General features: G+C 71.8%; 26 protein-coding genes and 2 riboswitches. Of the genes, 13 read left to right on the top strand and 13 right to left on the bottom strand.

What is annotated here, in order from left to right; genetic code table 11:
- Positions 1-2 precede the first annotated feature (2 nt).
- On the top strand, positions 3-707 hold the full coding sequence (locus AB4039_RS07600) for a peptidoglycan recognition protein family protein (protein ID WP_266842439.1): 705 nt from the start codon (positions 3-5) through the stop codon (positions 705-707).
- Here AB4039_RS07600 and AB4039_RS07595 read toward each other — a convergent pair.
- The 11 genes from AB4039_RS07595 to AB4039_RS07545 form a co-directional block, all read right to left on the bottom strand.
- Complete coding sequence (locus AB4039_RS07595; protein WP_266842437.1) at positions 704-1,867, bottom strand: cysteine desulfurase family protein; 1,164 nt, start codon at positions 1,865-1,867, stop codon at positions 704-706. The genes AB4039_RS07600 and AB4039_RS07595 overlap by 4 nt on opposite strands.
- A gap of 146 nt (positions 1,868-2,013) precedes the next feature.
- On the bottom strand, positions 2,014-2,868 hold the full coding sequence (locus tag AB4039_RS07590; protein WP_266842435.1) for a thioesterase family protein: 855 nt from the start codon (positions 2,866-2,868) through the stop codon (positions 2,014-2,016).
- Positions 2,869-2,924: 56 nt separating this feature from the next.
- The gene (locus AB4039_RS07585) at positions 2,925-3,581 is read right to left on the bottom strand and encodes a trimeric intracellular cation channel family protein (protein WP_266842433.1); all 657 of its coding nucleotides are present in this window, start codon (positions 3,579-3,581) and stop codon (positions 2,925-2,927) included.
- 551 nt (positions 3,582-4,132) lie between these two features.
- The gene (locus AB4039_RS07580) at positions 4,133-5,233 is read right to left on the bottom strand and encodes a dipeptide ABC transporter ATP-binding protein (protein ID WP_266842431.1); all 1,101 of its coding nucleotides are present in this window, start codon (positions 5,231-5,233) and stop codon (positions 4,133-4,135) included.
- On the bottom strand, positions 5,230-6,237 hold the full coding sequence (locus AB4039_RS07575) for an ABC transporter ATP-binding protein (RefSeq protein ID WP_266844052.1): 1,008 nt from the start codon (positions 6,235-6,237) through the stop codon (positions 5,230-5,232). The genes AB4039_RS07580 and AB4039_RS07575 overlap by 4 nt, the downstream gene beginning before the upstream one ends.
- Before the next feature lie 83 nt (positions 6,238-6,320).
- Entirely contained in the window at positions 6,321-7,322 is a 1,002-nt protein-coding gene (locus tag AB4039_RS07570; RefSeq protein WP_266842429.1) for an ABC transporter permease, read from the bottom strand.
- Between the two features lie 185 nt (positions 7,323-7,507).
- Positions 7,508-9,265: an ABC transporter substrate-binding protein gene (locus AB4039_RS07565; RefSeq protein WP_266842427.1), complete on the bottom strand. Its 1,758-nt coding sequence runs from the start codon at positions 9,263-9,265 to the stop codon at positions 7,508-7,510.
- A gap of 41 nt (positions 9,266-9,306) precedes the next feature.
- The gene (locus tag AB4039_RS07560) at positions 9,307-10,299 is read right to left on the bottom strand and encodes an ABC transporter permease (protein ID WP_266842425.1); all 993 of its coding nucleotides are present in this window, start codon (positions 10,297-10,299) and stop codon (positions 9,307-9,309) included.
- Between the two features lie 658 nt (positions 10,300-10,957).
- The gene (locus tag AB4039_RS07555; protein ID WP_266842423.1) at positions 10,958-11,698 is read right to left on the bottom strand and encodes an enhanced serine sensitivity protein SseB C-terminal domain-containing protein; all 741 of its coding nucleotides are present in this window, start codon (positions 11,696-11,698) and stop codon (positions 10,958-10,960) included.
- 56 nt (positions 11,699-11,754) lie between these two features.
- Positions 11,755-12,489 carry an enhanced serine sensitivity protein SseB gene (locus tag AB4039_RS07550; RefSeq protein ID WP_266842422.1) on the bottom strand — a complete coding sequence of 245 codons (735 nt, stop codon included), beginning with the start codon at positions 12,487-12,489 and terminating at the stop codon, positions 11,755-11,757.
- Positions 12,490-12,765: 276 nt separating this feature from the next.
- The gene (locus AB4039_RS07545) at positions 12,766-13,422 is read right to left on the bottom strand and encodes an AAA family ATPase (protein ID WP_442270347.1); all 657 of its coding nucleotides are present in this window, start codon (positions 13,420-13,422) and stop codon (positions 12,766-12,768) included.
- 171 nt (positions 13,423-13,593) lie between these two features.
- Positions 13,594-13,697, top strand: a riboswitch (glycine riboswitch).
- Between the two features lie 181 nt (positions 13,698-13,878).
- Between AB4039_RS07545 and gcvT the strand changes: the two genes are divergently transcribed.
- The 7 genes from gcvT (at position 13,879) to AB4039_RS07510 (ending at position 21,548) form a co-directional block, all read left to right on the top strand.
- On the top strand, positions 13,879-14,994 hold the full coding sequence (gcvT, locus tag AB4039_RS07540; RefSeq protein WP_266842420.1) for a glycine cleavage system aminomethyltransferase GcvT: 1,116 nt from the start codon (positions 13,879-13,881) through the stop codon (positions 14,992-14,994).
- A 112-nt stretch (positions 14,995-15,106) separates the two neighbouring features.
- A complete protein-coding gene (gcvH, locus tag AB4039_RS07535; protein WP_030236063.1) occupies positions 15,107-15,490 on the top strand; it encodes a glycine cleavage system protein GcvH in 384 nt (127 codons plus the stop codon).
- A gap of 17 nt (positions 15,491-15,507) precedes the next feature.
- Positions 15,508-16,764 (top strand): serine hydroxymethyltransferase, encoded by a 1,257-nt coding sequence (gene glyA / locus AB4039_RS07530; RefSeq protein WP_266842418.1) that lies wholly within the window; start codon positions 15,508-15,510, stop codon positions 16,762-16,764.
- Between the two features lie 152 nt (positions 16,765-16,916).
- Positions 16,917-18,572, top strand: a complete 1,656-nt coding sequence (locus tag AB4039_RS07525; protein ID WP_442270330.1) for an APC family permease — start codon at positions 16,917-16,919, stop codon at positions 18,570-18,572.
- Positions 18,573-18,720: 148 nt separating this feature from the next.
- Positions 18,721-20,103: an L-serine ammonia-lyase gene (locus AB4039_RS07520; protein WP_266842415.1), complete on the top strand. Its 1,383-nt coding sequence runs from the start codon at positions 18,721-18,723 to the stop codon at positions 20,101-20,103.
- Between the two features lie 428 nt (positions 20,104-20,531).
- A complete protein-coding gene (locus AB4039_RS07515) occupies positions 20,532-20,939 on the top strand; it encodes an SsgA family sporulation/cell division regulator (protein WP_266842414.1) in 408 nt (135 codons plus the stop codon).
- Between the two features lie 75 nt (positions 20,940-21,014).
- Positions 21,015-21,548 (top strand): AMIN-like domain-containing (lipo)protein, encoded by a 534-nt coding sequence (locus AB4039_RS07510; RefSeq protein WP_442270329.1) that lies wholly within the window; start codon positions 21,015-21,017, stop codon positions 21,546-21,548.
- A gap of 31 nt (positions 21,549-21,579) precedes the next feature.
- Here the strand turns inward: AB4039_RS07510 and AB4039_RS07505 are convergent, their stop codons facing one another.
- Positions 21,580-22,302, bottom strand: a complete 723-nt coding sequence (locus tag AB4039_RS07505) for a flavodoxin family protein (RefSeq protein WP_266842411.1) — start codon at positions 22,300-22,302, stop codon at positions 21,580-21,582.
- A gap of 114 nt (positions 22,303-22,416) precedes the next feature.
- Positions 22,417-22,634: riboswitch (cobalamin riboswitch) on the top strand.
- Positions 22,635-22,663: 29 nt separating this feature from the next.
- Here AB4039_RS07505 and AB4039_RS07500 point away from each other — a divergent pair.
- Genes AB4039_RS07500 through AB4039_RS07480 form a run of 5 tightly spaced genes read left to right on the top strand, consistent with a single transcriptional unit; the run spans position 22,664 to position 25,901 of the window.
- Positions 22,664-23,365, top strand: a complete 702-nt coding sequence (locus AB4039_RS07500) for an energy-coupling factor ABC transporter permease (protein ID WP_266842409.1) — start codon at positions 22,664-22,666, stop codon at positions 23,363-23,365.
- Positions 23,362-23,745, top strand: a complete 384-nt coding sequence (locus AB4039_RS07495) for an energy-coupling factor ABC transporter substrate-binding protein (protein WP_442270328.1) — start codon at positions 23,362-23,364, stop codon at positions 23,743-23,745. Before AB4039_RS07500 ends, AB4039_RS07495 begins: the two co-directional genes overlap by 4 nt.
- A gap of 3 nt (positions 23,746-23,748) precedes the next feature.
- Positions 23,749-24,498: a cobalt ECF transporter T component CbiQ gene (cbiQ, locus tag AB4039_RS07490; protein ID WP_266842407.1), complete on the top strand. Its 750-nt coding sequence runs from the start codon at positions 23,749-23,751 to the stop codon at positions 24,496-24,498.
- Positions 24,495-25,319, top strand: coding sequence for an ATP-binding cassette domain-containing protein (locus AB4039_RS07485; protein ID WP_266842406.1), 825 nt, complete (start codon positions 24,495-24,497; stop codon positions 25,317-25,319). Before cbiQ ends, AB4039_RS07485 begins: the two co-directional genes overlap by 4 nt.
- 30 nt (positions 25,320-25,349) lie before the next feature.
- Positions 25,350-25,901 (top strand): PadR family transcriptional regulator, encoded by a 552-nt coding sequence (locus AB4039_RS07480; RefSeq protein ID WP_266842405.1) that lies wholly within the window; start codon positions 25,350-25,352, stop codon positions 25,899-25,901.
- 68 nt (positions 25,902-25,969) lie between these two features.
- Here the strand turns inward: AB4039_RS07480 and AB4039_RS07475 are convergent, their stop codons facing one another.
- A complete protein-coding gene (locus AB4039_RS07475) occupies positions 25,970-26,182 on the bottom strand; it encodes an EF-hand domain-containing protein (RefSeq protein ID WP_266844050.1) in 213 nt (70 codons plus the stop codon).
- Positions 26,183-26,234 lie beyond the last annotated feature (52 nt).

Genomic DNA, 26,234 nt, shown 5'->3' with positions numbered 1-26,234 from the left:
ACATGTCGGAACAGGGGACGAAGGGTCCGGGGAAGCCGGGCGGACGCCGGGCGGGCCGGACCCGCAGGGCGGTGCTCTTCGGCGGGCTGGGGCTGCTCGGGGCGGCGGCGCTCGTGGGCCGGGAGGAGATCGGGCGGGCCTGGTGGCTGCTGCCGGGCGTGCGCAAGCCGCGCAAGGAGGGTGAGCTGGACCACGCGGGGGCGAGCTGGACCGCGGCCTCCCCGGCGAACTGGCGGATGGCGGACCGGCCCGACGACTACCGGGTGGACCGGATCGTCGTGCACGTCACCCAGGGCAGTTTCGCGTCCTCGGTGGACGCCTTCAAGAATCCGTTCCACAAGGCCTCCGCGCACTACATCGTCCGCCAGGACGGCCACGTGGAGCAGATGGTGCGCGAGCTGGACGTGGCCTTCCACTCCGGGAACCGCTCGATGAACGAGCGCAGCGTGGGCATCGAGCACGAGGGCTTCGTGGACCGGCCGCAGGACTTCACCGATGCGCTGTACGCGGCATCGGCCAGACTGGCCGCCGATGTCTGCCGGAGGTACGGCATACCGGTGGACCGCACCCACTTCCTGGGGCACTCCGAGGTCCCGGGCGCCGACCACACGGACCCGGGCCCCCACTGGGACTGGGACCGCTACCTCGGGCTGGTCCGCGCCGAGCTCACGCCGGCCGCCACGCCGGCCGCCGCTTCGCCCCGCTAGCTGAGGCCCGCCGTACGGGCGCGTTCGACGGCCGGGCCGATGGCGGCGGCCACCGCGGCGACGTCGTCGCGGGTGGAGGTGTGGCCGAGGGAGAACCGCAGGGTGCCTCGGGCCAGCTGCGGGTCCGTGCCGGTCGCCAGCAGGACGTGGCTGGGCTGGGCGACGCCCGCGGTGCAGGCCGAGCCGGTGGAGCACTCGATGCCCTGGGCGTCCAGGAGCAGCAGCAGGGAGTCGCCCTCGCAGCCGGGGAAGCTGAAGTGGGCGTTGGCGGGGAGGCGGTCCTCGGGGTCGCCGCCCAGGACGGCGTCGGGGACGGCCGCCAGGACGGCGCCGATGAGCTCGTCGCGCAGGGCGCCGACCTCGGCGGCGAAGCGTTCGCGCCGCTCGGCGGCGAGTACGGCCGCGACGGCGAAGGCGGCGACGGCCGGCACGTCGAGGGTGCCGGAGCGGACGTGCCGCTCCTGGCCGCCGCCGTGCAGGACGGGGACGGGGCTCTGGTCGCGGCCGAGGAGCAGCGCGCCGATGCCGTAGGGTCCGCCGATCTTGTGGCCGCTGACCGTCATGGCGGCGAGCCCGCTGTCGCCGAAGCGGACGTCGAGCTGTCCGAAGGCCTGGACGGCGTCGGAGTGCAACGGGATCGCGAACTCGTCGGCGATGGAGGCCAGTTCACGGACCGGCATGACGGTGCCGATCTCGTTGTTGGCCCACATCACGGTGGCCAGGGCCACGTCCTCGGGAGCCCGCTCGACGGCTTCGCGGAAGGCCTCGGGGTGGACCCGCCCGTACCGGTCGACGGGCAGGTACTCGACCCGCGCGCCCTCGTGCTCGCCCAGCCAGTGCACGGCGTCGAGGACGGCGTGGTGCTCGACGGGGCTGGCGAGGATGCGGGTGCGGGCGGGGTCGGCGTCGCGGCGGGCCCAGTAGAGGCCCTTGACGGCGAGGTTGTCCGCCTCGGTGCCGCCCGCGGTGAAGACCACCTCGCTCGGGCGCGCGCCGAGTGCCTCGGCGAGGGACTCGCGGGCCTCCTCGACGGTGCGGCGGGCCCGCCGGCCGGCGGCGTGCAGGGAGGACGCGTTACCCGTGGCGGCGAACTGCGCGGTCATCGCCGCAGCGGCTTCCGGGAGCATCGGCGTGGTCGCGGCGTGGTCGAGGTAGGCCATGATCCCCCGATTCTACGAGTCCCCGGGCGCCGGGTTCCCCGGGGTACGCGGTACCGGGACGGGCGGGGCCCGCGAGCCGGGCGCGACCCGGGCCACGATCCGGGCCACGGGTCGCGCCGGGGGGCACGCCGCGGGTCACGCCGGGGCTACGGGCGCGGGGCGCGGGCCAGCTGGCGGGACTGGGCCACCAGACGGTCGGCGGAGTCCCAGACCTCGGCGTCCTCCTCCAGGAAACCGCCGGCCAGGTTGCGGGTGACGATGCCCACCCGCAGCGGACCGGGGGCCGGGCGGCAGCGGATGTGGGTGGTCAGCTCGACGGTCGGGGCCCAGCCCAGCAGGCCGAGGTCGAAGGCGGTCGGCGGGAGCGCGTCCACCGCGAGCAGCAGCGACAGCGGGTCGGCGTCGCGGCCGTCGGCCAGCTCGAACCAGGCCCGCATCTCACCCTTCCCGGACGGCGCGCCGACCGCCCAGCCGGCGGTCGCCGGGTCCAGTCGCAGCCGGAGCCGGTCCACGATGGCGGAGCTGCCGGGGATCGGCGCCGGGCCCGCCTCGGCGCCGAGGCAGTCCTCGTAGGGCGGGATGACGGGCGGCCGCGCCACCGTGTGCACGGCGTCGGGGAGGGCGTCGAGGTCACCGTAGGAGGCGAGCACGCGGATGCGCTCGACCTCGGCGCCGTTCTCGTCGAACTGGAAGAGGGAGGCCTGGCCCGTGGAGAGGTTCCGGCCGGCCCGGACGACCTGGGTGCGGATCACGGCGGGGCCGGGCACCGAGGAGGTCAGGTAGTGGGCCGAGACGGTGAAGGGGTCCGGGTGCGGCAGCGCCGCGGCCAGGGCCCGGCCCACCAGGGCCAGCAGGTAGCCGCCGTTGACGGCGGTGATGATCGTCCAACCGGCGGAGAGTTCCGCGTCGTACACCCCGGGCTCGCCCGCGCGCGGGGCGATGGTGGTGTCGCGGTCGAACTCGCTGTCGCCGATGGTGGCCTGGGCGGCTGTGTGTGACATGGCTCGAAGGTACACCTGCAAGCTACTAAGCGGTAGCTTTCTTTGGCGGGTGGGACCTAGGGCTCTTCGGCCACGCCGGAGCGGCGGTTCCACGCCAGCGGGGCCCGCCAGTGGTAGCGCATCGCGAGCAGCCGCAGGACGAAGGTGGTGACGATGGCGACTGCGGTCGTCAGGGCGTTGAGGACCTCCAGGCCGATGAAGACGGCCACCATCGAGGCCCCGACCATGGCCGGAACGGCGTACATCTCGCGGTCGCGCAGCAGCGAGGGCACCTCGTTGACGAGGACGTCGCGCAGCACGCCGCCGCCGACGGCCGTGGCCAGGCCGAGCGCGGCGGACGCGGTCAGGCCCAGGCCGTACTCGTAGGCCTTGGTCGTGCCGGTGACGCAGAAGAGGGCGAGGCCGGCGGCGTCGCAGACGTTGATGGCCCGGTTGATCCGCTGCACCTCGGGGTGCAGGAAGAAGACGATCGCGGAGGCGATCAGGGGCGTGACGAAGAAGCTGAGCTGGCCGAAGGCGGCGGGCGGCACGGCGCCGATGACGAGGTCGCGGAAGAGGCCTCCGCCGAGGGCGGTCACGAGGGCGAGGACGGCGATGCCGAAGACGTCGAAGTTCTTGCGGACGGCGAGCAGGGCGCCCGCCAGGGCGAAGACGAAGATGCCCGCGAGGTCCAGGGCGTGCTGGACGTCGGGCGGGAAGAGATCGTGGAGCACCCCGCCATTGTCGCCCGCCGCGAGCGGTGGCTCCGCCGGTCGGCACCAGTGGCTCCGCCGGTCGGCACCGGTGGGGCTCGCGGGGGCTGCGCCCCCTCCCCCAGGTGACGACCACCCCGCCCGGCGGGGGCCGGGTACGCGCGGGTGGCACGCCCGGCAGGGCGGAGACGGGGGACGTGGGAGACGGGGAACGTGGGGCCCTTCCCGCACATGACGACCACCCCCGCCAGCCGGGCCCGGTACGCGCGGGGGCTCCGCCGGTCGCACGGGGCGGCGGAGATGGTGGCGCGTGCGGCGGAGTCGGGGACACGGTGCGGCGGGAAGGCGGCACGCCGCGGGGATGCGCCGCGGGTGGGCCGGTGTTCCCGGGGGCTGCGGCGCCGGGAGGCCGGCGGGGCCGGTTTTCGCCGGGCGTTGCCGACCGGAAGGGATCGGCGGGGCCCCGGGTGTGACCCGGGGCCCCGCCCGGGGGTGGTGGGTCCGTCCGCTACTCCGGACCCGCCCCCCCCCACGACCGTCCTGCCCGGGTCACCGCCCGGCCAGGGCAGGGGCTACTCGGAGACCACCGCCACCGCCTCGGTCGCGCCCGGCAGGGCCGGGTCGCCCGGCGCCTGGTCGGGGGCGTTCTCCGGGTGGTGGCACGCCACCTGGTGCCCGGTCTTCAGGGCGACCAGCGGCGGGTCCACCTTGGTGCACATCTCCGTCGCCTTCCAGCACCGCGTGTGGAAGCGGCAGCCGGCCGGCGGGGAGATCGGCGAGGGCACGTCGCCCTTGAGCAGGATGCGCCCGCTCTTCGCCCCGCGCCGCCGCGGGTCCGGGACCGGCACCGCCGACATCAGCGCCGTCGTGTACGGGTGCATCGGAGCCTCGTACAGCGACTTCCGGTCGGCCAGCTCCACGATCTTGCCGAGGTACATCACCGCGATGCGGTCCGAGACGTGCCGGATGACGGACAGGTCGTGCGCGATGATCACGTAGGTCAGGCCGAGCTCCTCCTGGAGGTCGTCCAGCAGGTTCACCACCTGGGCCTGGATCGACACGTCCAGCGCGGAGACCGGCTCGTCCGCGACGACGAGCTTCGGCTTGAGGGCCAGGGCGCGGGCGATGCCGATCCGCTGGCGCTGGCCGCCCGAGAACTCGTGCGGGTAGCGGTTGAAGTGCTCGGGGTTCAGGCCGACCAGTGACAGCAGCCGCTGGACCTCCGCCTTCAGGCCGCCCTCGGGGGTGACCTTCTGGAGCCGGAAGGGAGCGCCGACGATCGTGCCGACCGTGTGGCGCGGGTTCAGCGAGCCGTACGGGTCCTGGAAGATCATCTGCACGTCGCGGCGCAGCGGGCGCATGCCCGCCACGCTCAGGTGCGTGATGTCCTTGCCCTCGAACTCGATCCGGCCGTCGGTCGGTTCGAGCAGCCGGGTGATCAGACGCCCCATGGTGGACTTGCCGCAGCCGGACTCGCCGACGATGCCGAGGGTCTCACCCCGCCGGACCTCGAAGTCGATGCCGTCCACGGCCTTGACGGCCCCGGCCTGCCGGCGCAGCAGCCCCTTGTTGATGGGGAAGTGCTTGACCAGCCCGGTCACCTTCAGGAGCGCGTCCGCGGTGTTCGTTTCGGGCGCCTGGGGCGCCTCGGGGCTTTCAGGCTTTTCGGTCACAGCTTCGGCGCAATCTCTTCGGTCCAGATCCGGGTCCGCTCCTCCTGCGACATGTGGCAGGCGGACCAGTGCCGGCTGTCGTCCTCGGTCAGCTCGGGGCGCTGGGTGCGGGTGATGCCGCCCTTGGGCACGTCGGCGTAGGGGCACCGGGGGTTGAAGGCGCAGCCGCTCGGGATGTTGATGAGGCTGGGCGGCGAGCCCTTGACCGGGATCAAGCGCTCGGTCTGGTCGCGGTCGATGCGCGGCATGGAGCCGAGCAGGCCCCAGGTGTAGGGGTGCCGGGGGCCGTAGAAGACCTTCTCGGCGGTGCCGCGCTCGACGCAGCGGCCGCCGTACATCACGAGGATCTCGTCGGCCATCTCGGCGACCACGCCGAGGTCGTGCGTGATCATGATGACCGCGGAGCCGAACTCCTTCTGGAGGTCGCGGATCAGGTCGAGGATCTGCGCCTGGACGGTGACGTCCAGGGCGGTGGTCGGCTCGTCCGCGATGAGCAGCTCGGGGTTGTTGACCAGCGCCATCGCGATCATCGCGCGCTGGCGCATGCCGCCGGAGAACTCGTGCGGGTACGCGTCCACGCGCCGGTGGGGCTCCGGGATGCCGACGCGGTCGAGCATCTCGACGGCGCGGGTGCGGGCCTTCTTCTTGTCGACGTCGTGGTGGGTCCGGTAGGCCTCGACGATCTGCTTGCCGACCGAGTAGTACGGGTGCATCGCGGACAGCGGGTCCTGGAAGACCATCGCCATCTTGCGGCCGCGCAGGCGCCGCACCCGGTCGGCGTCGGCGGCGACCAGGTCCTCGCCGTCGAGCACGACCTCGCCCGAGATGTGGGGGCGGCTGCGTGCGTTGCCGGTGCGGTGCAGACCCATGATGGCCAGCGAGGTCACCGACTTCCCGGAGCCGGACTCGCCCACGATGCCGAGGGTCTTGCCGCGCTCCAGGTCGAAGGAGAGTCCGTCGACGGACTTCACCAGGCCGTCGTCGGTCGGGAAGTGCACGCGCAGGTCGCGTACGGAGAGGAAGGGGGCCGCGTCGCGCGGTCCGCCCTGCTCCGGGACGAAGGCGGGCTCGTCGGGAACGGTCTTGGTCACGTCAGCCTCACGCGCGGGTCGATGACGGCGTACAGCAGGTCCACGATCAGGTTGGCCAGCACCACGAACAGCGCGGCGAGCAGGGTGACTCCCATGATCACGGGAAGGTCGCCCTGGCCGATGGCGGCGACGGCCGCCGTCCCCAGACCCTGGAAGTTGAAGGTCGTCTCGGTGAGCACCGCGCCGCCGAGGAGTCCGCCGAGGTCGAGGCCGAACATCGTGACGATCGGGGTGAGGGTGGAGCGCAGGGCGTGTTTGCGGATGACCACGCCCTCCTTGAGTCCCTTGGCGCGCGCCGTGCGGATGTAGTCCTCGCCGAGGACTTCCAGCATCGTCGCCCGGGTGATGCGGGCGTAGGTGGCGGCGAAGAGGAAGGCCAGGGTGACCCAGGGCAGGATCATGCTGTTGAGCCAGGCCAGCGGATCCTCGGTCAGGGGTTTGTAGTTGGAGACGTCGAGCCAGCCGAGGCTGTAGACGAAGACCGCCGGGGCCACCATGCCGGTGAAGAAGATCGGCAGGGAGACGCCCGCGAGGGCGCCGACCATGACGGTGCGGTCGATGGCGGTCCGGCGTTTGAGCGCCGAGACCACTCCGGTCGCCACACCGGCCAGCACCCAGATGACCGCCGCGCCGAGGGCGAGCGAGAGGGTGACCGGCATGCGGTCGAGCATGGTCTGCCAGACGGGGGCCTCGCTCTTGAAGGAGTAGCCGAAGCACGGCGCGGCGCAGTGCGTGACCTCGGTGCCCCCGTCGTAGTCGCGGCCGACGAAGATCCCCTTGAGGAACACCCAGTACTGCTCGGAGATCGGCTTGTCGAAGCCCATCTTGACCCGGATGCCCTGCAGGGCGGTCTCGCTGGTCTCTCGGCCGGCGTACATGAGCGCGGGGTCGCTGCCGGTCAGCTTGGGGACCGCGAAGAAGATGCCGAAGGTGACCGCGGAGACCACCAGCAGCGTGGCGGCGACGTTGAAAAGCCGCCGTATGAGGTAGACGAGCACTGCAGTCGGCCGCCCGGGGCGGGCGGCCGCCGTCCCTCGTGGGGACGGCAGCCGCCGCCTGCGGCCTTCACCTGCCCTTCGGACTAGCGCACGTGCGGTGAAGGCACTTACTTGCGTACTTGCGTAGTTGCTGCTGTCTTACGGGCCCTCGCGGGCCGGTACTGCTTGCCGGACCGTCTGCCCGACTACTTGCCGACGCCCAGGACCGCGAGGTCGATGCGGCCCATCGAGTCGTTGAAGTAGACGTTGGTCAGACGCGGGTTGTGGTAGATCAGCGCCTTGTCGAAGTTGATCGGCAGGTAGAGCGCCTTCTCCATGACCTTCTTGTTGATCTGGCCGTAGAACGGGGCGGCGGCCTCGGGGGTGGCGGCGGCAGCGGCGGTCTTGAACAGGCCGTTGATCTCCGGGTCGTTGACCTCGGTGTAGTTGTTGTTGCCGTTCGGCAGGATGAACGATCCGTCGACCAGCGGCTGCAGGAAGCCCGAGCCGGAGTTGTAGTCGGCGCCCCAGCCCATGACGATGATGCCGTAGTTCTTCTTCTTCACGTTCTCGGGCGAACCGATCGTGGAGGAGGAGAGCTTGCCGTCGTACTGGTCGATCGTCGCCTTGACGCCGATCTTGGCGAGCGCGGCCTGGAGGGACTCGGCGCTCTTGACCTCGGGGGCGCGGTTGTTGCGGACCGCGATGGTGGTCTCGAAGCCGTCGGGCTTGCCACAGGCCTTGAGCGCGGCCTTGGCCTTGTCCGTCTGCGGCTTGCCGGCCGTCAGGTTGAACGGGTCGTACTTCTTGTCCGAGCCGGGGATGCCGGGCGGCAGCATGTTCGCGCCGAGGTCACCGCTGGTCGGGCCACCGCGGGCGTTCTGCAGCGACTTCGGGTCGGCCGCGTAGATGACGGCCTTGCGGCACTCGATGTTGTCGAAGGGCGCGACCGTCTGCGGGAAGGCGAAGTAACGGATGTAGCCCGTGTAGGGGTTGTCCGCGTTCTTCTTGAGGTTCGTGTCCTTGAGGATCTTGTTCTTCGCGGCCTGCTGGACACCGGTGCCGTCGACGGCGAGATCGATGTCGCCGGAGAGCAGGCGCTGGTCCATGTCGTCCGGGTTGGTGGTGACCGTGAAGGTGACCTTGTCCGGCAGACCCTTGCGGATCGTGTCGGTGGCCGGGTCCCAGTTCTCGTTGCGGACGAAGGTCGCGCCCTTGCCGGAGGCGAAGGACTCCACCTTGTAAGGACCGGTGGAGACCGGCTTGTTGGTGTAAGAGGCGCCCTCGTCCTTGCCCGCCGGGACCGGCGAGGAGGACGGCATGGCCAGCAGGTACTTGAAGTCGGAGTTGGCGCTCGCCAGGTTGAAGACGATCGTGTGGTCGTCCGGCGTCTCGACGGACTTCAGGCCCATCTTGTTCGGGTCGGTGTCCTTGTAGGGACCCGGGTACTTCTGGCCCTGGTCGAGCAGGTCGATCAGGTACGTCGGACCGCCGGACAGCACGTCCTGCGCGAAGACGCGCTCGATGCCGTACTTGAAGTCCTTGGCGGTGATCGGCGAACCGTCGTCGAACTTCACGCCGTCCTTGATCTTGACGGTGTACGTCTTGCCGTCGTTGCTCAGGACGGGCTCGCCCGCGGCGAGGTCCGGGACCAGCTTGGTGCCGGCCGCGCCGGGCTTGCTGTCGTACGCGTACAGCTGGCGGATGTAGAGGCGCTGCAGGTTCCACACGAAGCCGTAGTAGGCGCGCGCCGGGTCGAGGAAGTCGACGTCCTGCGGGGACCAGAGCTTCAGCTCGCCGCCCTTGGCGTCGGAGGCGTTGACCACGGCGGCGGTGGCGCCGCTGTAGCCCTTGTCTCCCTTGTCATCGCTGTCGGCCTTCTTGTCGTTGCCACCGCACGCGGCGGTCAGCGACAGGGCGGCGATCACGGCGGTGATCGCGAGTGCCTGCTTTCTGCGGATCACGGTTGTCCAACCTCCATAGGTGGGTGAATCGAAGAAGCGGTTCAGCTGCCCTTGGGGTCGAGTGCGTCGCGCAGCCCGTCCCCGAAGAGGTTGAACGCCAGGACGGTGATGAAGATCGTGATACCCGGGACCACCATGTACATGGGGTCGTCCTGGTAGATGGGGACGGCGTCGGAGAGCATCTTTCCCCACGAGGCCGTGGGCGGCTTGACGCCGGCGCCCAGGAAGCTGAGGGCCGCTTCCGTCAGGATGTTGGTCGGAATGATCAGCGTCGAGTAGACGAGGATCGGCGCGATCAGGTTGGGCAGCAGCTCCTTGATCAGGATGTAGCCGCGGCCCGCGCCGAGGCTGCGTGCGGCCTCGACGTACTCGCGTTCACGCAGGGAGATCGTCTGGCCCCGGACGATGCGGCCGATGTACGGCCAGCCGAAGAAGCCGATGACGACGATCAGCACGCCCATCCGGACGCCCGAACCCTCGAATCCCCAGAGGGAGTTGGGGACCACGGAGACCAGGGCGATGGTGAACAGCAGCTGCGGGAAGGCCAGCAGCAGGTCCATCACGCGGCTGATGACGGCGTCGACCCAGCCGCCCAGGAAGCCGGCCAGGGCGCCGAGCAGGCTGCCCAGGACGACCGAGACGAAGGCCGCCAGGAAGGCGACGACCAGGGAGATGCGGGCGCCGTAGACGATCCGGCTGAACACGTCGCGACCGTTGGTCGGTTCGACGCCCAGCAGGAAGTCGGAGCTGATGCCGCCGAAGGAGCCGAGCGGCGTGCCCAGGTCCGGGTCGATCATGTCCTCGTGGAACTCGTTGGGATCGTGGCCCAGCAGGCCCACGATCAGCGGCGCGAAGACCGCCACCAGGATCAGGAGGATCACGACCACGCCGCCGGTCAGCGCGACCTTGTCGCGCTTGAGCCGCATCCAGGCGATGCGGCCGGGCGAGCGGCCTTCGATGGCCTTGGCAGGGACGTCGGCTACGGACACGGGTGCGGGCGTTTCCGCGCTCGTGTCGTGCAGTGGTGCCGTCATCGTGGTGGGGACCCCTCTCGGCCGACGGATGGCCGGCCCATGCCCGCCGCTGTGGCGGCGTTGGTGCGGAGTGGCGCTCGGAGTGCTCGGGACACGTGGAACGCGTGCGAAGTGCGGTGGGAGGTGCGAACTGCGGACTGCGGACTGCGGGTCATGCGAACTGCTGTGCGAATTGCTGTGCGGAGCGAGTGCGGTGCAGCAGAGGTGCGAGAAGTGCGGGAGGTGCCGTGTGAAACAACAAGCCAAATCCACGTGCCGAGCCGCGCCCTGGAGGACTGACCGGCTCTTGGGTGGGGAGTCTTCATCGGGCGCTCGACCAGCCGCCAGACCCGCAGATGAATGGATGCGCAACCGTGATCTGACGCCCCGGTTCCCGTTATCCGGACTCCGCTCACGGCTCAGCGGAGCAAGACCGTCCGTTCGGTACGCAAACGGACATCACGCCCAACAGGCAGGAGGAGTGCGTCAATTGGACGCCCAACAGGGGTGATATCCGGACAAGGAGAAAGCCGCCGGGAACCGTGGTTCCCGACGGCCGAAGGTCCGTCGAAGGTGCCCGTCCCAGGGTCCGGGCACACCCCCGCGACTCCCTGTAGACGGGTCGGCACGGGGCCGCGATCCGGCGCGGAGGACCGGGTCAAGTGGTTTTCCGCGCGGGTCAGTACGCCGCGGCCTGGCCCTCGCGGTCGTAGAACGGCCTGGTCTGCGCCCGCAGCCACATCGCCACCGGGTCGTGCTCGTCCGCCAGCGCGACCGTGCACACCGGCACGCCCTCGGGGACCGCCCCGACCGACTGGCGCATCATCTCGCGTACGGATTCCAGCGCGGGCGCGGAGGCGTCGTACAGATCGAGCCCCACCGCGAGGTAGGCCGTCCCGAGCGCGGGCTGGACCCACGCGCGGCGCAGCGACCTGACGGCCGGCGTGCGGTGCGCGTACTGGGTCAGCAGCCCGTAGAACTGCGGGAGCTCCAGGGCGGGCTCGGAGAGCCGCAGCGGGCCCGCGGGCATGCGGTCCAGGCCGGTGGCGACGCGGCGCAGGTCGGCCCACGGCACGCCGAGGCCGCCGCCCGGGGCGTGCGGGTTGACCCACAGCCCCCAGCGGTCGGGGTAGAGGGCGCGGGCGATGTCCCGGCCGGTGACGACCTCGTAGCCACGGTTCCAGCCGCTGGCGGCCAGCTCCTGCGGCGAGGTCACGCAGGGCGCGTACCCGAGGCCCTCGACCTCCATGCCGCCGTACTGGGCGTCCGGCGAGCCCGGTTGCCCCTGCCACAGCAGCATCCACAGCCTGCCCTCGGCGAGGGCGTGCAGGAATGACTCATAACTCTCATAGCGCCCGGGAGTCACCTGGCGCAGCATGTGCTCGACCTGCCCGGCCGCGGCCGTGCCTGACGCACTCACCCGGTACCCCTCTTCGTCCGCCCGTCGTCCACCCGTACCAACCAGCTTAAGCGGCGCTAGGGAAGGTAGAAGGGGCGTACGCGCTCACGAATCCAGTCCGTGACCGGGTCCTCGGCCGCCTCCAGGAGGATCAACTGCACGGGCCAGGGCGCGGGTACGCGGGCCAGGGCGCGGCCGAGGGCCTCCAGCGGGGCGTTCCGCGTCTCGGGATCCCATCCCACCAGCTGGACGCCGATGTAGAGCTGCGGGGGGCCGGCCTCGACGCTGGCGAGGCAGCGGTGCGCGGCGGTGACCACGCCCGTGGCGCGGAACTCCTCGGCGGCGGCGGCCAGGAAGTCGACGGGGTCCTCCTGCCAGTCGGGCTCGAAGAGCCGGACGCGGCCGCCGGTGGCGGGGCCGTCGAGCGGGGTCCGGCCGGCGCGGCACAGCTCGGCGACGGCGGCGGGGGGCAGCGGCACCCCGACGGCGCCCTCGGGGTTCACGGCGATGCCGAGCTGCGGCGGCAGGCCGCGGGCGAACTCGACGGCGGGGGCGATCGCGAAGTCCATGGCGGGGCCGGCGCCGTGACGGAACTGGGCCTCCGAGCTGTAGACGGGGACGTACGCCTCCCCGCCGATCAGCATCGTCGGGAGGTCGAGGGCGGCGTGGTCGGGACTGCCGCCGTGGGGCAGGGGCACCCAGAGCCGGCTGCGGCCGAGGGCCTCCAGGATCTGCGGTCCGGCGTCCGGCCGGCCGAGCGCCGCCCCGAGGACCTGTTCCAACTCGTTCGCCGGCCAGCCGCTGCCCTGCATGTACCCCTGCCTCCGTACGGTTGCGCCCCGATGTCGCCCCGAGGCTACCGCCCCACCCCGACCGCCCTTCGCGCGTCCCCACCCCCTGGCGCAGTCCGCACAGGGCTGCCGAGCCGAAGGGGCGCGCCGCGCTCCCGGGGTCCTCGCGCGGAAGAACGTGAGGAACGGGCGTTCTGAGCACGTGGACGCCGGGAGCACGGCATCGGCGCCCCGGAGTCGAGGCCGCCCTCAAAGGCCCTCAAAGGAAGGAGCAGTCCTCAGAAGAAGGAGCCGTCCTCAGAAGAACGAGATCCGCGCCACCGCCGCCGCCGCGCGGCGGTCCAGGATGACCGCGGAGTCGCATCCCGCCGGCAGGCGCCCGGCCTCGGCGTCCCGCAGCAGCCGCCCCACCGCACCCCGGTGCCGCGCGAAGGCGTACGCCGAGACCCGGCGCCCCCGCGCCGCCTGCCCGGAGCGGGCCTCCTCGGCCGTGGTGTCCAGCAGGAGCAGGTGCAGCGACCGGCCCCGCCGCCGGGCGGCGGCGGCGAGCATCCCCCGTACCCACACCTGGGTGCCGCAGTCGTGGACCACGACGGAGTCCCCGGTGCGCAGCCGCCGCCACAGCCCCCAGTAGTGCGCGGCCCGCACCAGTGGCCGGTACGCGGCGTACGGCAGCGCCCCCGGCATCCGGCGCTCCCAGCGCTCGCGGACGTCCTGGGAGTCGACGCCGCCGTCCTCGGCCGCCCGCTTGATCAGGGTGCTCTTGCCGCCGCCGGGCAGGCCGGACACCACCACGATGTCCCCGGCGGGGAATCCGAGCCGCCGCGGCCCGGCCACCGCCGCGCCGCGCAGGTCGCGGACCCGGGCGGCCGGCCGCGGCCGCGTACTGCGCTGGGCCGGGACCCCGTCCACCGTTCCCGTCGCCGCCAGCACTCCGAATCTCCGCACAGTGATCGTCTCCCCCCGAATCGGGTCGCCTGGACCCCGTGCCCACTGAGTGTAAAGAGACGGTAATCCGGTGGCCTCGGTTCCGGTCCGCCCGTTCTTCCAGGGCCCCACTGCCCGCTCCCGAGCGTCCCGTGCAATGATGTGCGCCATCTGGACACCAACTGCATACCGGCCGCTTGAATCCGCGCGGGAGAGTCCCGGCACGCCGTGAGGCCGTGCCCGGGCGCCGAAGGAGCAAGTACCTCCCTTGAATCTCTCAGGCCCCGTACCGCGTGGATGAGGCAGATCTGAAAAGCGAGCGACGACGTGTCCGTCCCCCGACGGCCGCCGCGCTCCACCCAAGGTGCAAGCCAGGGCGTCCCGCCGTGTCGCGGGAACTCTCGGCGAACCTCTCAGGTTCCGATGACAGATGGGGAGGATCGTCCTCGTCATGTCATGCCCTGGGACCCGGGAGCCACACCCATGAGCACTGCCCCCCGCCTGACCGCGCTCGACGCGCTGCACCGCTCGCTCGGTGCGACCATGACCGACTTCGCGGGCTGGGACATGCCGCTGCGCTATGCGAGTGAGCGCGACGAGCACAACGCCGTGCGGACCAAGGCCGGCCTGTTCGACCTGTCCCACATGGGCGAGATCACCCTGACCGGCCCCGAGGCCGTCAAGGTCCTGGACTACGCGCTGGTGGGCAACATCTCCACCGTCGGCGTCGGCCGCGCCCGCTACACGCACATCTGCCAGGAGGACGGCGGGATCCTGGACGACCTGATCGTCTACCGCCTGGGCGAGACCGAGTTCATGGTCGTCGCCAACGCCTCCAACGCCCAGGTCGTCCTGGACGCCCTCACCGAGCGTGCCGCCGGCTTCGACGCCGAGGTCCGCGACGACCGCGACGCCTACGCGCTGATCGCCGTCCAGGGTCCGGAGTCCCCCGGCATCCTCAAGTCGCTGACCGACGCCGACCTGGACGGCCTGAAGTACTACGCGGGCCTGCCGGGCACCGTCGCGGGCGTGCCCGCGCTGATCGCGCGTACGGGCTACACGGGCGAGGACGGCTTCGAGCTGTTCGTCTCCCCGGAGCACGCCGTGGCGCTGTGGCAGGCGCTGACCAAGGCGGGCGAGGGCGTCGGCCTGGTGCCGGCCGGGCTGTCCTGCCGCGACACGCTGCGCCTGGAGGCGGGCATGCCCCTGTACGGGCACGAGCTGACCACCTCCCTCACCCCCTTCGACGCGGGGCTGGGCCGGGTCGTGAAGTTCGAGAAGGAGGGGGACTTCGTCGGCCGCGCCGCGCTGGAAGCCGCCGCCGAGCGCGCCGCCACCAACCCGCCGCGCAAGCTGGTCGGCCTGATCGCCGAGGGCCGCCGCGTCCCGCGCGCCGGATTCCCGGTCGTCGCCGACGGACAGGTCATCGGCGAGGTCACCTCCGGCGCCCCGTCCCCGACGCTGGGCAAGCCGATCGCGATGGCCTACGTCGACGCGGCGCACGCCGCGCCCGGCACCTCCGGCGTAGGCGTGGACATTCGCGGTACGCATGAGGCGTACGAGGTCGTGGCTCTGCCGTTCTACAAGCGGCAGAAGTAGTCACCACCGCCGTACGGCCGGCCGTGCGGCGGTGTTCCGGCGCCCCGGCGCCCGTCTCGGTCCGCGAGACCACTGTTCACATCCACTCCCCCGCATCCAGGAGAATCAGGTCATGAGCAACCCCCAGCAGCTGCGTTACACCAAGGAGCACGAGTGGCTGTCGGACGCCGTGGACGGCGTCGCGACGGTCGGCATCACGGAGTTCGCGGCCAACGCGCTCGGTGACGTCGTCTACGCCCAGCTCCCCGCGGTCGGCGACACCGTCACCGAGGGCGAGACCTGTGGCGAGCTGGAGTCGACCAAGTCGGTCAGCGACCTGTACTCCCCCGTCTCCGGTGAGGTCGTCGAGGCCAACCAGGACGTCGTGGACGACCCGGCGCTCGTCAACACCGCCCCGTTCGAGGGTGGCTGGCTGTTCAAGGTGCGCCTCTCGGAGGAGCCGAAGGACGTGCTCTCCGCCGACGAGTACGCCGCGCTCACCCACTCCGACAACTGAGACCCCAGGGGATCCTGATGTCCGTTCTGAACACCCCCCTCCACGAGCTCGACCCGGACGTCGCCGCCGCCGTCGACGCGGAGCTCGCGCGCCAGCAGTCGACCCTGGAAATGATCGCGTCGGAGAACTTCGCTCCGGTCGCCGTCATGGAGGCCCAGGGCTCGGTCCTGACCAACAAGTACGCCGAGGGCTACCCCGGCCGCCGCTACTACGGCGGCTGCGAGCACGTCGACGTGGTCGAGCAGATCGCGATCGACCGCATCAAGGCGCTGTTCGGCGCCGAGGCCGCGAACGTCCAGCCGCACTCCGGTGCGCAGGCCAACGCCGCCGCGATGTTCGCGCTGCTGAAGCCGGGCGACACGATCATGGGCCTGAACCTGGCCCACGGCGGTCACCTGACCCACGGCATGAAGATCAACTTCTCCGGCAAGCTCTACAACGTGGTCCCGTACCACGTCGACGAGTCGGGCCAGGTCGACATGGCCGAGGTCGAGCGCCTCGCCAAGGAGTCCAAGCCGCAGCTGATCATCGCCGGCTGGTCCGCCTACCCGCGCCAGCTGGACTTCGCCGCCTTCCGCCGCATCGCGGACGAGGTCGGCGCGTACCTGATGGTCGACATGGCGCACTTCGCCGGCCTGGTCGCCGCGGGTCTGCACCCGAACCCGGTGCCGCACGCCCACGTGGTCACCACCACCACGCACAAGACCCTCGGCGGTCCGCGCGGTGGTGTCATCCTGTCGACGCAGGAGCTGGCCAAGAAGATCAACTCCGCGGTCTTCCCGGGCCAGCAGGGCGGCCCGCTGGAGCACGTGATCGCGGCCAAGGCGGTCTCCTTCAAGGTCGCGGCCTCGCCCGAGTTCAAGGAGCGCCAGGAGCGCACCCTGGAGGGCGCGAAGATCCTCGCCGCCCGCCTGGTCCAGGACGACGTCAAGGCCGTGGGCGTGGACGTCCTCACCGGCGGCACCGACGTGCACCTGGTCCTGGTCGACCTGCGCAACTCCGAGCTGGACGGACAGCAGGCCGAGGACCGCCTCCACGAGGTCGGCATCACGGTCAACCGCAACGCGATCCCGAACGACCCGCGGCCTCCGATGGTCACCTCGGGTCTGCGGATCGGCACGCCGGCGCTGGCCACCCGCGGTTTCGACGCCGAGGCCTTCACCGAGGTCGCCGAGATCATCGCGCAGGCGCTGAAGCCGTCGTACGACGCCGAGGACCTCAAGGCGCGCGTCTCCGCGCTCGCCGCGAAGTTCCCGCTGTACCCGTCGCTCTAACCAGCCGCGGTGGGGCCCGGCCGCGTTTCCGCGGGGTCGGGCCCCTTTCGTGACCAAAGTCCCTGGTGGATGCCACCTATCGCCTCTGAAACCTTTAAAAAACGGCACATAGGGTCGCAAAAAAGGCATCCCCCTCAGGACGGACACCCTCCATGGACATGAGCGCGGCGAACCGGAAGGGGCTCAGCCTCTTCTCGCTGATCATGATCGGCGTCGGCTCGATCTTCGGCTCCGGCTGGCTCTTCGGCGCCGGCACGGCCGCCCAGGTCGCGGGCCCGGCGGCGCTCGTCGCCTGGGTCATCGGCGCGGTGTTCATCGGCATGATCGCCATGACCTACGCCGAGGTGGGCGCGGCCTACCCGATCCCGGGCGGCATGGCCCGCTACGGCGCCCTCTCGCACGGCCCGGTGCTCGGCTTCATCACCGGCTGGGCGGTGTGGATCGCGGTCGCCTCGCTGATCCCCATCGAGTCGATCGCCGCGACGCAGTACATGTCCTCGTGGAGCTTCGGCTGGGCCGGGGACCTGGTGGACGCCGGGTCCCACGAGCTGACCGCCTTCGGCATGGCGGTGGCGCTCGCGCTGACCGTGCTGCTGTGGCTGTCCTGCTACTGGTCGGTCCAGCTCCTCGCGAAGATCAACACCGGGCTGACCCTGGTCAAGTTCGCCATCCCGGTCCTCGCCGTGATCGCCCTGGTCGCCTCGGGCTTCCACACCGAGAACTTCGGCGCCCACGGCGGCTTCGCCCCGAACGGCTGGACGGCCGTCCTGACCGCCGTCACCACCTCGGGCGTCGTCTTCGCCTTCAACGGCTTCCAGGCCGTGGTCAACCTCGGCGGGGCCGCCGAGAACCCCGGGCGGGCCATCCCGATCGCCCTGGTCGGAGCGCTCTCCCTGGGCCTGGTGATCTACCTGGCCCTGCAGACGGCCTTCCTGGGATCCGTACCGCCGGAGCACCTGACCCAGGCCGGCGGCTGGGCGGGCGTGAACTTCAACAGCCCCTTCGCCGAGCTCGCCAAGCTGCTGATGATCCACTGGGTGGTGGTGATGCTCCAGTTCGGCGCCTTCATCTCCCCCGCCGGCTCCAACATCGCCAACGTGGCCTCCGCCGCGTACATGGTGCAGAACCTCTCCGAGACGGGCTTCTTCCCCAAGCGGCTCAAGGAGACCCACCCGGTCTACGGCACCGCCCGCCCGGCGATGTGGACGAACCTGGGCTTCTCCGTCCTCCTGCTGCTGAGCGTCGGCCACAGCTGGAAGACCCTGGCCCCGGTCATCTCGGCCGCGATGGTGATCTCGTACCTGATCGGGCCGGTCGCGGTCGGCGTCCTGCGCCGCACCAGGCCCGGCCTGCCCCGCCCCTTCCGGCTCCCCGCCGCGAAGGTCCTGTGCCCGCTGACCTTCGTCTTCGCCGCCTGCGCCCTCTACTGGTCGCAGTGGCCCAACACCGGCATCGTCACCGCCCTGACCCTGCTGGCCGCCCCGATCGCCGCCCTGGTCTTGTCCCGCAAGGGCGAACGGGACCTCCTGCGCCAGTTCGCCCCGGCCTGGTGGATCGTCTTCTTCCTGGGCGCCCTGTCCCTCCTGTCCCACCTCGGCTCCACCGACTTCGGCGGCCGCGGCGTCCTGCCCGGCGGCGTCGACATCGCCCTGGTGGCCGCCATGGCGCTCGTCACGTACTTCTGGGCCGTCCGGGCGGGCGTCCGGGCCCACCGGGCGGGCCTGATCGGCCCGGACCCGCTGCAGGACCGCGCCGAAGGCCCCGCCGGGGGCTCCACGACACCGGAGCGCGAGCTGTCTCACGTCTGACGGACCCGTCCGGGAGCCGAACCGTTCATCTCCACGCGATACGCTCGACTGCCGGACAAAATCCGCGGATCCACCCCTCTGATCCACCCCCCAGATCCACCTTTCCTGCCCCCCCTCCCCACCCACGAGCAGACAAGGGAGTCCGCCAGTGGCCATCTCCGTCTTCGACCTCTTCTCCATCGGTATCGGCCCGTCCTCGTCCCACACGGTCGGCCCGATGCGCGCGGCGCGCATGTTCGCGACGCGGCTGAAGAAGGACGGCGTCCTCGCCCAGACCGCGTCCGTGCGCGCGGAGCTCTTCGGCTCCCTCGGCGCGACCGGCCACGGCCACGGCACGCCCAAGGCGGTCCTGCTCGGCCTGGAAGGGCACTCCCCCCGCACGGTGGACGTCGAGAGCGCCGACGCCGAGGTGGAGCGCATCCGCCAGAGCGGCCGGCTGCGGCTGCTGGGCGCGGAGATAGGCGACGGACACGAGATCGCCTTCGACGAGCCGAACCAGCTGATCCTGCACCGCCGCCGCTCGCTGCCGTACCACGCGAACGGCATGACCCTCTTCGCCTACGACGAGTCCGGCGCGCCCCTGCTGGAGAAGACGTACTACTCGGTCGGCGGCGGCTTCGTCGTGGACGAGGACGCGGTCGGCGAGGACCGGATCAAGCTCGACGACACCGTGCTGAAGTACCCCTTCCGCTCGGGTGACGAGATGCTGCGGCTCGCCAACGAGACGGGCCTGTCGATCTCCTCCCTGATGCTGGAGAACGAGAAGGCCTGGCGCACCGAGGAGGAGATCCGCGAGGGCCTCCTGGAGATCTGGCGCGTCATGCAGGCCTGCGTCTCGCGCGGCATGTCCCGCGAGGGCATCCTGCCCGGCGGGCTGCGCGTCAAGCGCCGCGCCGCCTCCACGGCGCGCCAGCTGCGGACCGAGGGCGACCCGATGATGCACCGCAGCGAGTGGACGACGATCTACGCGATGGCGGTCAACGAGGAGAACGCGGCGGGCGGCCGGGTCGTCACCGCACCCACGAACGGCGCCGCGGGCGTCCTGCCGGCGGTCCTGCACTACTACATGAACTTCGTGCCCGGCGCCGACGAGGACGGCGTGGTCCGCTTCCTCCTCGCCGCGGGCGCGATCGGCATGCTCTTCAAGGAGAACGCCTCCATCTCCGGCGCCGAGGTCGGCTGCCAGGGCGAGGTCGGCTCGGCCTGCTCGATGGCGGCCGGCGCCCTCGCCGAGGTCCTGGGCGGCACCCCGGAGCAGGTCGAGAACGCGGCCGAGATCGGCATGGAGCACAACCTGGGCCTGACCTGCGACCCGGTCGGCGGCCTCGTCCAGATCCCCTGCATCGAGCGCAACGGCATGGCCGCCGTGAAGGCGGTCACCGCCGCCAAGATGGCGATGCGCGGCGACGGCAGCCACAAGGTCTCCCTCGACAAGGTCATCAAGACCATGAAGGAGACCGGCGCCGACATGAAGGTCAAGTACAAGGAGACCGCGCGCGGCGGCCTCGCGGTCAACGTCATCGAATGCTGACCGGAGCGGCTTCCTGACGGACGGGAACGGCACGGAGGGGCCCGGCGCGAAGGCGCCGGGCCCCTCCGTGCACGCGCACCCGCGGGATCCCCGCGGCTCGTCCCACGACGTCGCGTCGCCGCAGGCCCGTCGAGCCCGCTCTCCCCCGGAGGGCGGGCTCGCGCGCGTCCCGGCTACGATCGGCCCCGCCGGCGCGAAGAGGAAGTCATGAACACGGCAGGAATGGTCCCAACCGCACTGGATACAGGGGACTTTGAGCGGTGCGACCCTTCGCTCCGGCCTCGGCGGCGGCCTCGGGGGGTCCCGGAAACGGGCCCTGCGGCCCGTCCGGCTCGGGACCTTCGGCCCCGGGGAGCACCGCGAGCGTCGGCTAGCGTGCCCGGAGGGGGTCCGCGAACGCCACCCGTGCGAAGAGAGGCAGAGCCTGCATGGCCACCACCGAACACCGCGTCCTGCCGCTCCGGCTGGAAGCCGCGCCGCTGTCCGTCCCCCTGGTCGGCGCCTTCGTCTACCGCACGGACCGGCCGTACGAGCTGGCCGTCGACTTCCGCGGCGCCGGGACCCACCTCGCCCGCTGGGTGTTCTCGCGCGAGCTGCTGCTCGACGGGCAGACCTGCGCCACCGGCGAGGGCGACATACAGGTGTGGCCGCTGCGGCGGGGCACCGAGCCGCGCGTGTTCCTCGCCTTCAGCAACGGCGCGCAGAGCTGTGTGGTCTCCGCCCGCGCCAAGGACGTGCGCGAGCTGTGCCGACGGCTCACCGAGCTGGTCCCGCGGGGGCAGGAACGGCGCCACTACGACCTGGACGCGGAGCTGAGCGCCCTGCTCGCGCACTGAGGGAACCGCGGGGCACCGCAGGGGTGTCTTACCCGGTGACAGCCAGTCCCCGTCTCACGAGAATCGGGGGACGTCATGCGTCACCTGAACCGCCCGCTCCGCCGCCGGACCGTGGCCCTGGCCCTGGCCACGGGTGCCCTGCTCACCGCCGGGCTCGCGCTCGCCGCACCGGCCTCGGCCGCCGCGTCCGCCGCTCCGTCCGTACGCACCCTGACCCCGCTCGTCGTCAACGCCCGCTGGGGCGGTCACTGCACGTACGACCGGATCGTCATCGACCTCCAGGGCTCCGCGCCCCCGGTCACCGTCACACCCGTCTCCCAGCTGGTCTACGACGGGTCCGGCAAGCCCGTCCCGCTGGCCGGGAAGTACTTCCTGGAGATCCGCCTGCACCCCGCCGCCGGTCACGACGACGCGGGGCAGAACGTCTACCAGGGCCCCAAACTCCAGAAGATCTACCTCAGCAAGCTCAAGGGCCTGGCCCTGACCGGCGACTACGAGGGGTACGTGACCTTCGGCGCCGCCTTCGACACCCAGCCCGCCTTCACCACCTCGGTCCTCCACTCGCCCGAGCGGTACGTGGTGGACGTCGCGCACCCGAACACCTGCTGAAACCGGCGGCCCGGCCCGGGACACCGCGCCGCTAGCGGTGTTCCGGGTTCGGGAAGTCGAAGCGGCAGCCCGCGTCCCACAGGGAGCGCTGGTTGCCGTGCGCGGGGATGCCGCCCGCGCGCTTGAGGAGGGCGGCCAGGTGCATGAGGTTCCAGGACATGAAGGCCGTGTTGCGGTTGGTGAAGTCGTTGTCGGGTCCGCCGGATCCGGGGTCCAGGTAAGAGGGTCCGGGGCCGGCCTCGCCGATCCAGCCCGCGTCGGCCTGGGGCGGGATGGCGTAGCCCAGGTGCTGGAGGCTGTAGAGGATGTTCATGGCGCAGTGTTTGACGCCGTCCTCGTTGCCGGTGATCAGCGCTCCGCCGACCCGCCCGTAGTAGGCGTACTGGCCACGGTCGTTGAGCAGGGAGGAGCAGGCGTAGAGCCGCTCGATGACCTGCTTCATGACCGAGCTGTTGTCGCCGAGCCAGATGGGCCCGCACAGCACCAGGATGTCCGCGTCCATGATCTGGCTGTAGAGCACGGGCCACTGGTCGCTCTCCCAGCCGTGCTCGGTCATGTCCGGCCAGACTCCGGTCGCGATGTCGTGGTCGACGGCCCGCACCAGTGAGGTCCGGGCGCCGGCCGCCTCCATCACGGCACGGCTCTTCGCGATCAGCCCCTCGGTGTTGCTGGTCTCGGGCGAGCGCTTGAGGGTGCAGTTGACGTAGACGGCGGAGAGGTCCGAGTAGTCGAAGCCCTGGGTGTCGGAAGCCATGCGCCCCACCCTTGCGCCCGTCGGCGGGGGCCGCCAGCGGGCCGCGTCCGTCCGGGCCGCGCCGGGTGACGCCCACGCTGGATCCGGCCACCCGAACGGCCGAATTGGGGCGGGTTGTTACCGGTCCGTCCTGGCGACTAGGGTCAGCTGGCCTTGGTGTTCGGGAAACCGGTGGAAAACCGGTGCGGCCCTCGCCACTGTGATCGGGAAGTCCGGCTCCACTCCTGCGGGAAGCCACTGGGCCCGCGCGGGAGACCGCACGGCCCCGGGAAGGCGGAGTCAGGGCATCAGTACCCGTGAGCCAGGAGACCGGCCGGGGCGCGTCGTCCATCCACGAGGTGCTGGAGAGGTCTCTCTACTCATGCATATAGCCGAGGGGTTCCTGCCCCCCTTGCACGCGGTCGCCTGGGGCGCCGCGTCCGCCCCGTTCGTCGTCCACGGAGTCCGCGCCCTCACCCGCGAGGTGAAGGCCCATCCGGAGAGCACCCTGCTGCTCGGGGCCTCGGGGGCGTTCACCTTCGTCCTGTCCGCGCTCAAGATCCCCTCGGTGACGGGCAGCTGCTCCCACCCGACCGGTACCGGGCTCGGCGCCATCCTCTTCCGGCCGCCCGTGATGGCGGTGCTCGGCACGATCACCCTGCTGTTCCAGGCCCTGCTGCTGGCGCACGGCGGGCTCACCACCCTCGGCGCCAACGTCTTCTCGATGGCCATCGCCGGGCCCTGGGCCGGCTACGCCGTCTACCGGCTGCTGCGGAAGTCCGGCGCGCCGCTGATGGTGACCGTCTTCCTGGGCGCCTTCTTCGCCGACCTCGTCACCTACTGCGTGACCTCCGTCCAGCTGGCGCTGGCCTTCCCGGACCCGGGCAGCGGCTTCCCGGGCGCGCTGGAGAAGTTCGCGGGGATCTTCGCCCTGACGCAGATCCCGCTCGCGGTGAGCGAGGGGCTGCTGACGGTGCTCGTGATGCGCCTGCTGATGCAGTCCAGCAGGTCGGACCTGGTCCGGCTCGGGGTCGCGAAGCTGACCGGCACGGCCGGCGCGCAGCAGGAGGCGACGGCCCGATGACCCGCAACGCGAAGATCAACACCCTGCTGCTGTTCCTGGTGGCCGCGCTGGCCGTGCTCCCGCTCGCCCTGGGGCTCGGCGACGGCGAGGAGGAACCGTTCACGGGCGCCGACGCACAGGCGGAGTCGGCCATCACCGAGCTGAAGCCCGACTACGAGCCCTGGTTCTCGCCGCTGTACGAACCCCCGTCCGGGGAGATCGAGTCGGCGCTGTTCGCCCTCCAGGCGGCGCTCGGCGCGGGCGTGCTGGCGTACTACTTCGGCGTGCGCAAGGGTCGCCGGCAGGGCCTCGCCCAGGCGGCCGCGGCCTCCGCGGACCCGGCCGGGTCCGCCGCCGGGCCCGCCACCGGGTCCGCCGCCACGACCGCCGCGGAGTCGTAGGCGGTGCTGCCGATCGACGTGGCGGCGCACTCCAGCCGCTGGCGCCGCCGCCACCCCCTGGAGAAGGCCCTGCTGGGACTCGGCCTGACCGTCACCGCCGTGTGCCTGCCACCCTGGCCCGGCGGGCCGCTGGTCACCGCGGCGACCCTGGCCGTGCTGCTCGGCCCGGCCGGCGTGGCGGGGCGCCGGCTGTGGCGGGCCTTCCGGGTGCCGCTCGGCTTCTGCGTGACCGGGGCGTTGCCGCTGCTGGTGTCGCTGGGCGGGCCCGCCGGTCTCGTCTCCCTGGCGCCGGACGGGCCCCGGCACGCCGGGGAGCTGCTGCTGCGCACCTCGGCGGCCTCGCTCGGCGTGCTCCTGTTCGCCTTCACCACCCCGGTCTCGGACGTGCTGCCGCGCCTGGTGCGGGCGGGGGTGCCCGCCCCCGTGGTGGACGTGGCCCTCGTGATGTACCGGATCGGCTTCCTGCTGCTGGATTCGATGGCACAGGTCCGCCGGGCGCAGGCGGCCCGGCTCGGGCAGACGGGCCGGGCGGCGGTGTGGCGTTCCCTGGCCGGGCTCGCGGCCACCTCCTTCGTCCGGGCCTTCGACCGCGCGGGCCGGCTCCAGGAGGGGCTGGCCGGACGCGGCTACGACGGCGCGCTGCGGGTGCTCGTCCCGCGGGCGGCGCTGTCCTGGCGGTTCCTCGCGGCCACCGCCGCCCTGCTGGCCGGCCTGGTCGCGGGGACCCTCGTACTGAAGGAGCTGTACCTGTGACCGTGGTGGTGGAGCTGGCCGGGGCGGGCCATGCCTACGAGGACGGCCCGGCCGTGCTGTCCGGCGTGGACTTCGGGATCGAGCAGGGCCGCGCGCTGGTCCTGCTCGGCCGCAACGGCAGCGGAAAGACCACGCTGATGCGGCTGCTGAGCGGGGGCCTGCGGCCCGGTACCGGCGAGCTGCGCCTGGACGGCGCGCGGGTGGCGTACGACCGGGCGGGGCTGACCCGCCTGCGGACCTCGGTGCAGCTGGTGGTCCAGGACCCGGACGACCAGCTGTTCGCGGCCTCCGTGGAACAGGACGTGTCCTTCGGTCCGATGAACCTGGGGCTGGCGGAGCCGGAGGTCCGCGCGCGGGTCGACGCCGCCCTGGCCGCCCTGGACATCACCGCGCTGCGGGACCGCCCCACCCACCTGCTCTCGTACGGGCAGCGCAAGCGCGCGGCGATCGCGGGGGCGGTGGCCATGGCGCCGCGGGTGCTGATCCTGGACGAGCCGACGGCCGGGCTGGACCCGGACGGTCAGGAGCGGCTCCTGGACGTGCTGGCGGGGCTGCGGTCGGACGGCACCACGGTGGTCATGGCCACGCACGACGTGGACCTGGCGGTCCGCTGGGCGGACGACGCGGCGGTGCTGACCCCGTCGGGCATCCGGACCGGCCCGGCGACCGAGCTGCTGTCCGATCCGGAGCTGCTGGCCTCGGCGGGACTGCGCCAGGCCTGGTCCCCCGCGGTGACGGCCTTCCTGCGCGCCCGCGGCCTCCTGTCCGGGGACGCTCCGGGCCCCCGCACCCCGGAGGCCCTGGCCGGCTTCCGTCCCTGACGGGCGCGCCCCCGACCGTAAACTCCCCCCATGTCGCTGCCGCACGCCATCCTCACCGCCCTGCTGGAGAAGCCCTCGTCGGGGCTGGAGCTGACCCGGCGGTTCGACAAGTCGATCGGGTACTTCTGGTCGGCGACCCACCAGCAGATCTACCGGGAGCTCGGGCGGCTGGAGGAGGCCGGCCTGATCCGGGAGCTGCCCAGCGAGGTCCCGGTGCGGGGGCAGAAGAAGGAGTACGAGGTGCTGCCCGACGGCAGCGCGGAGCTGGCCCGCTGGGTGGACGAGAGCCAGGACCCCAAGCCGATGCGTGACGCGCTGCTGTTGCGGCTGCGCGCGGCGGGAGTGGTGGGGCTGCAGGGGCTCGGTCCGGAGCTGCGACGCCATCTGGAGCTGCACCGGGAGCAGCTGGCGAAGTACGAGGCGATCGAGGCCAAGGACTTCCCGCCGGACCGGGACGCCGTGGAGGACCGGTTGCGCCGGCTCGTGCTGCACGGCGGCATCGCCCTGGAGGGGTTCTGGCTGAGCTGGCTGCGGGAGGCCCTCGCGGAGGTCGAGGCCATCGAGGGCGCGTCCGGGGCCTGACGGGCGCGGACGGCGCGGGGCCGGACCGCGCCCCCGCCCCGGCAGGGGGACGGGGGCGGCGCGGGGGCCTACTTGTTCAGGGCGGCCCAGAACTCGTCGAAGCTCATCAGGCCGTCGCCGTTGGTGTCCTTGGCGGCGATCACGGCGTCCGCGACGGCGGCGGTGACGAACGCGTCGCCCATCGCCTTCATGGCCGCGCTGTACTCGTCGGCCGTGACGAAGCCGTCACCGTTCACGTCGAACTTGTTGAACGTCGCCCGTGCGCTCTCGATGTCCGCCACTGGGTCCACCCCTTCTTGGTGCTTGTTGACCGGCTCAGGGTAGCGGCACCCC

It is taken from the genome of Streptomyces sp. M-16 (assembly GCF_052114405.1).
Classification (GTDB): Bacteria; Actinomycetota; Actinomycetes; order Streptomycetales; family Streptomycetaceae; genus Streptomyces.
The sequence above is the reverse complement of the archived record's forward strand: the minus strand, read 5'-3'. Positions and strand labels throughout refer to the sequence as shown.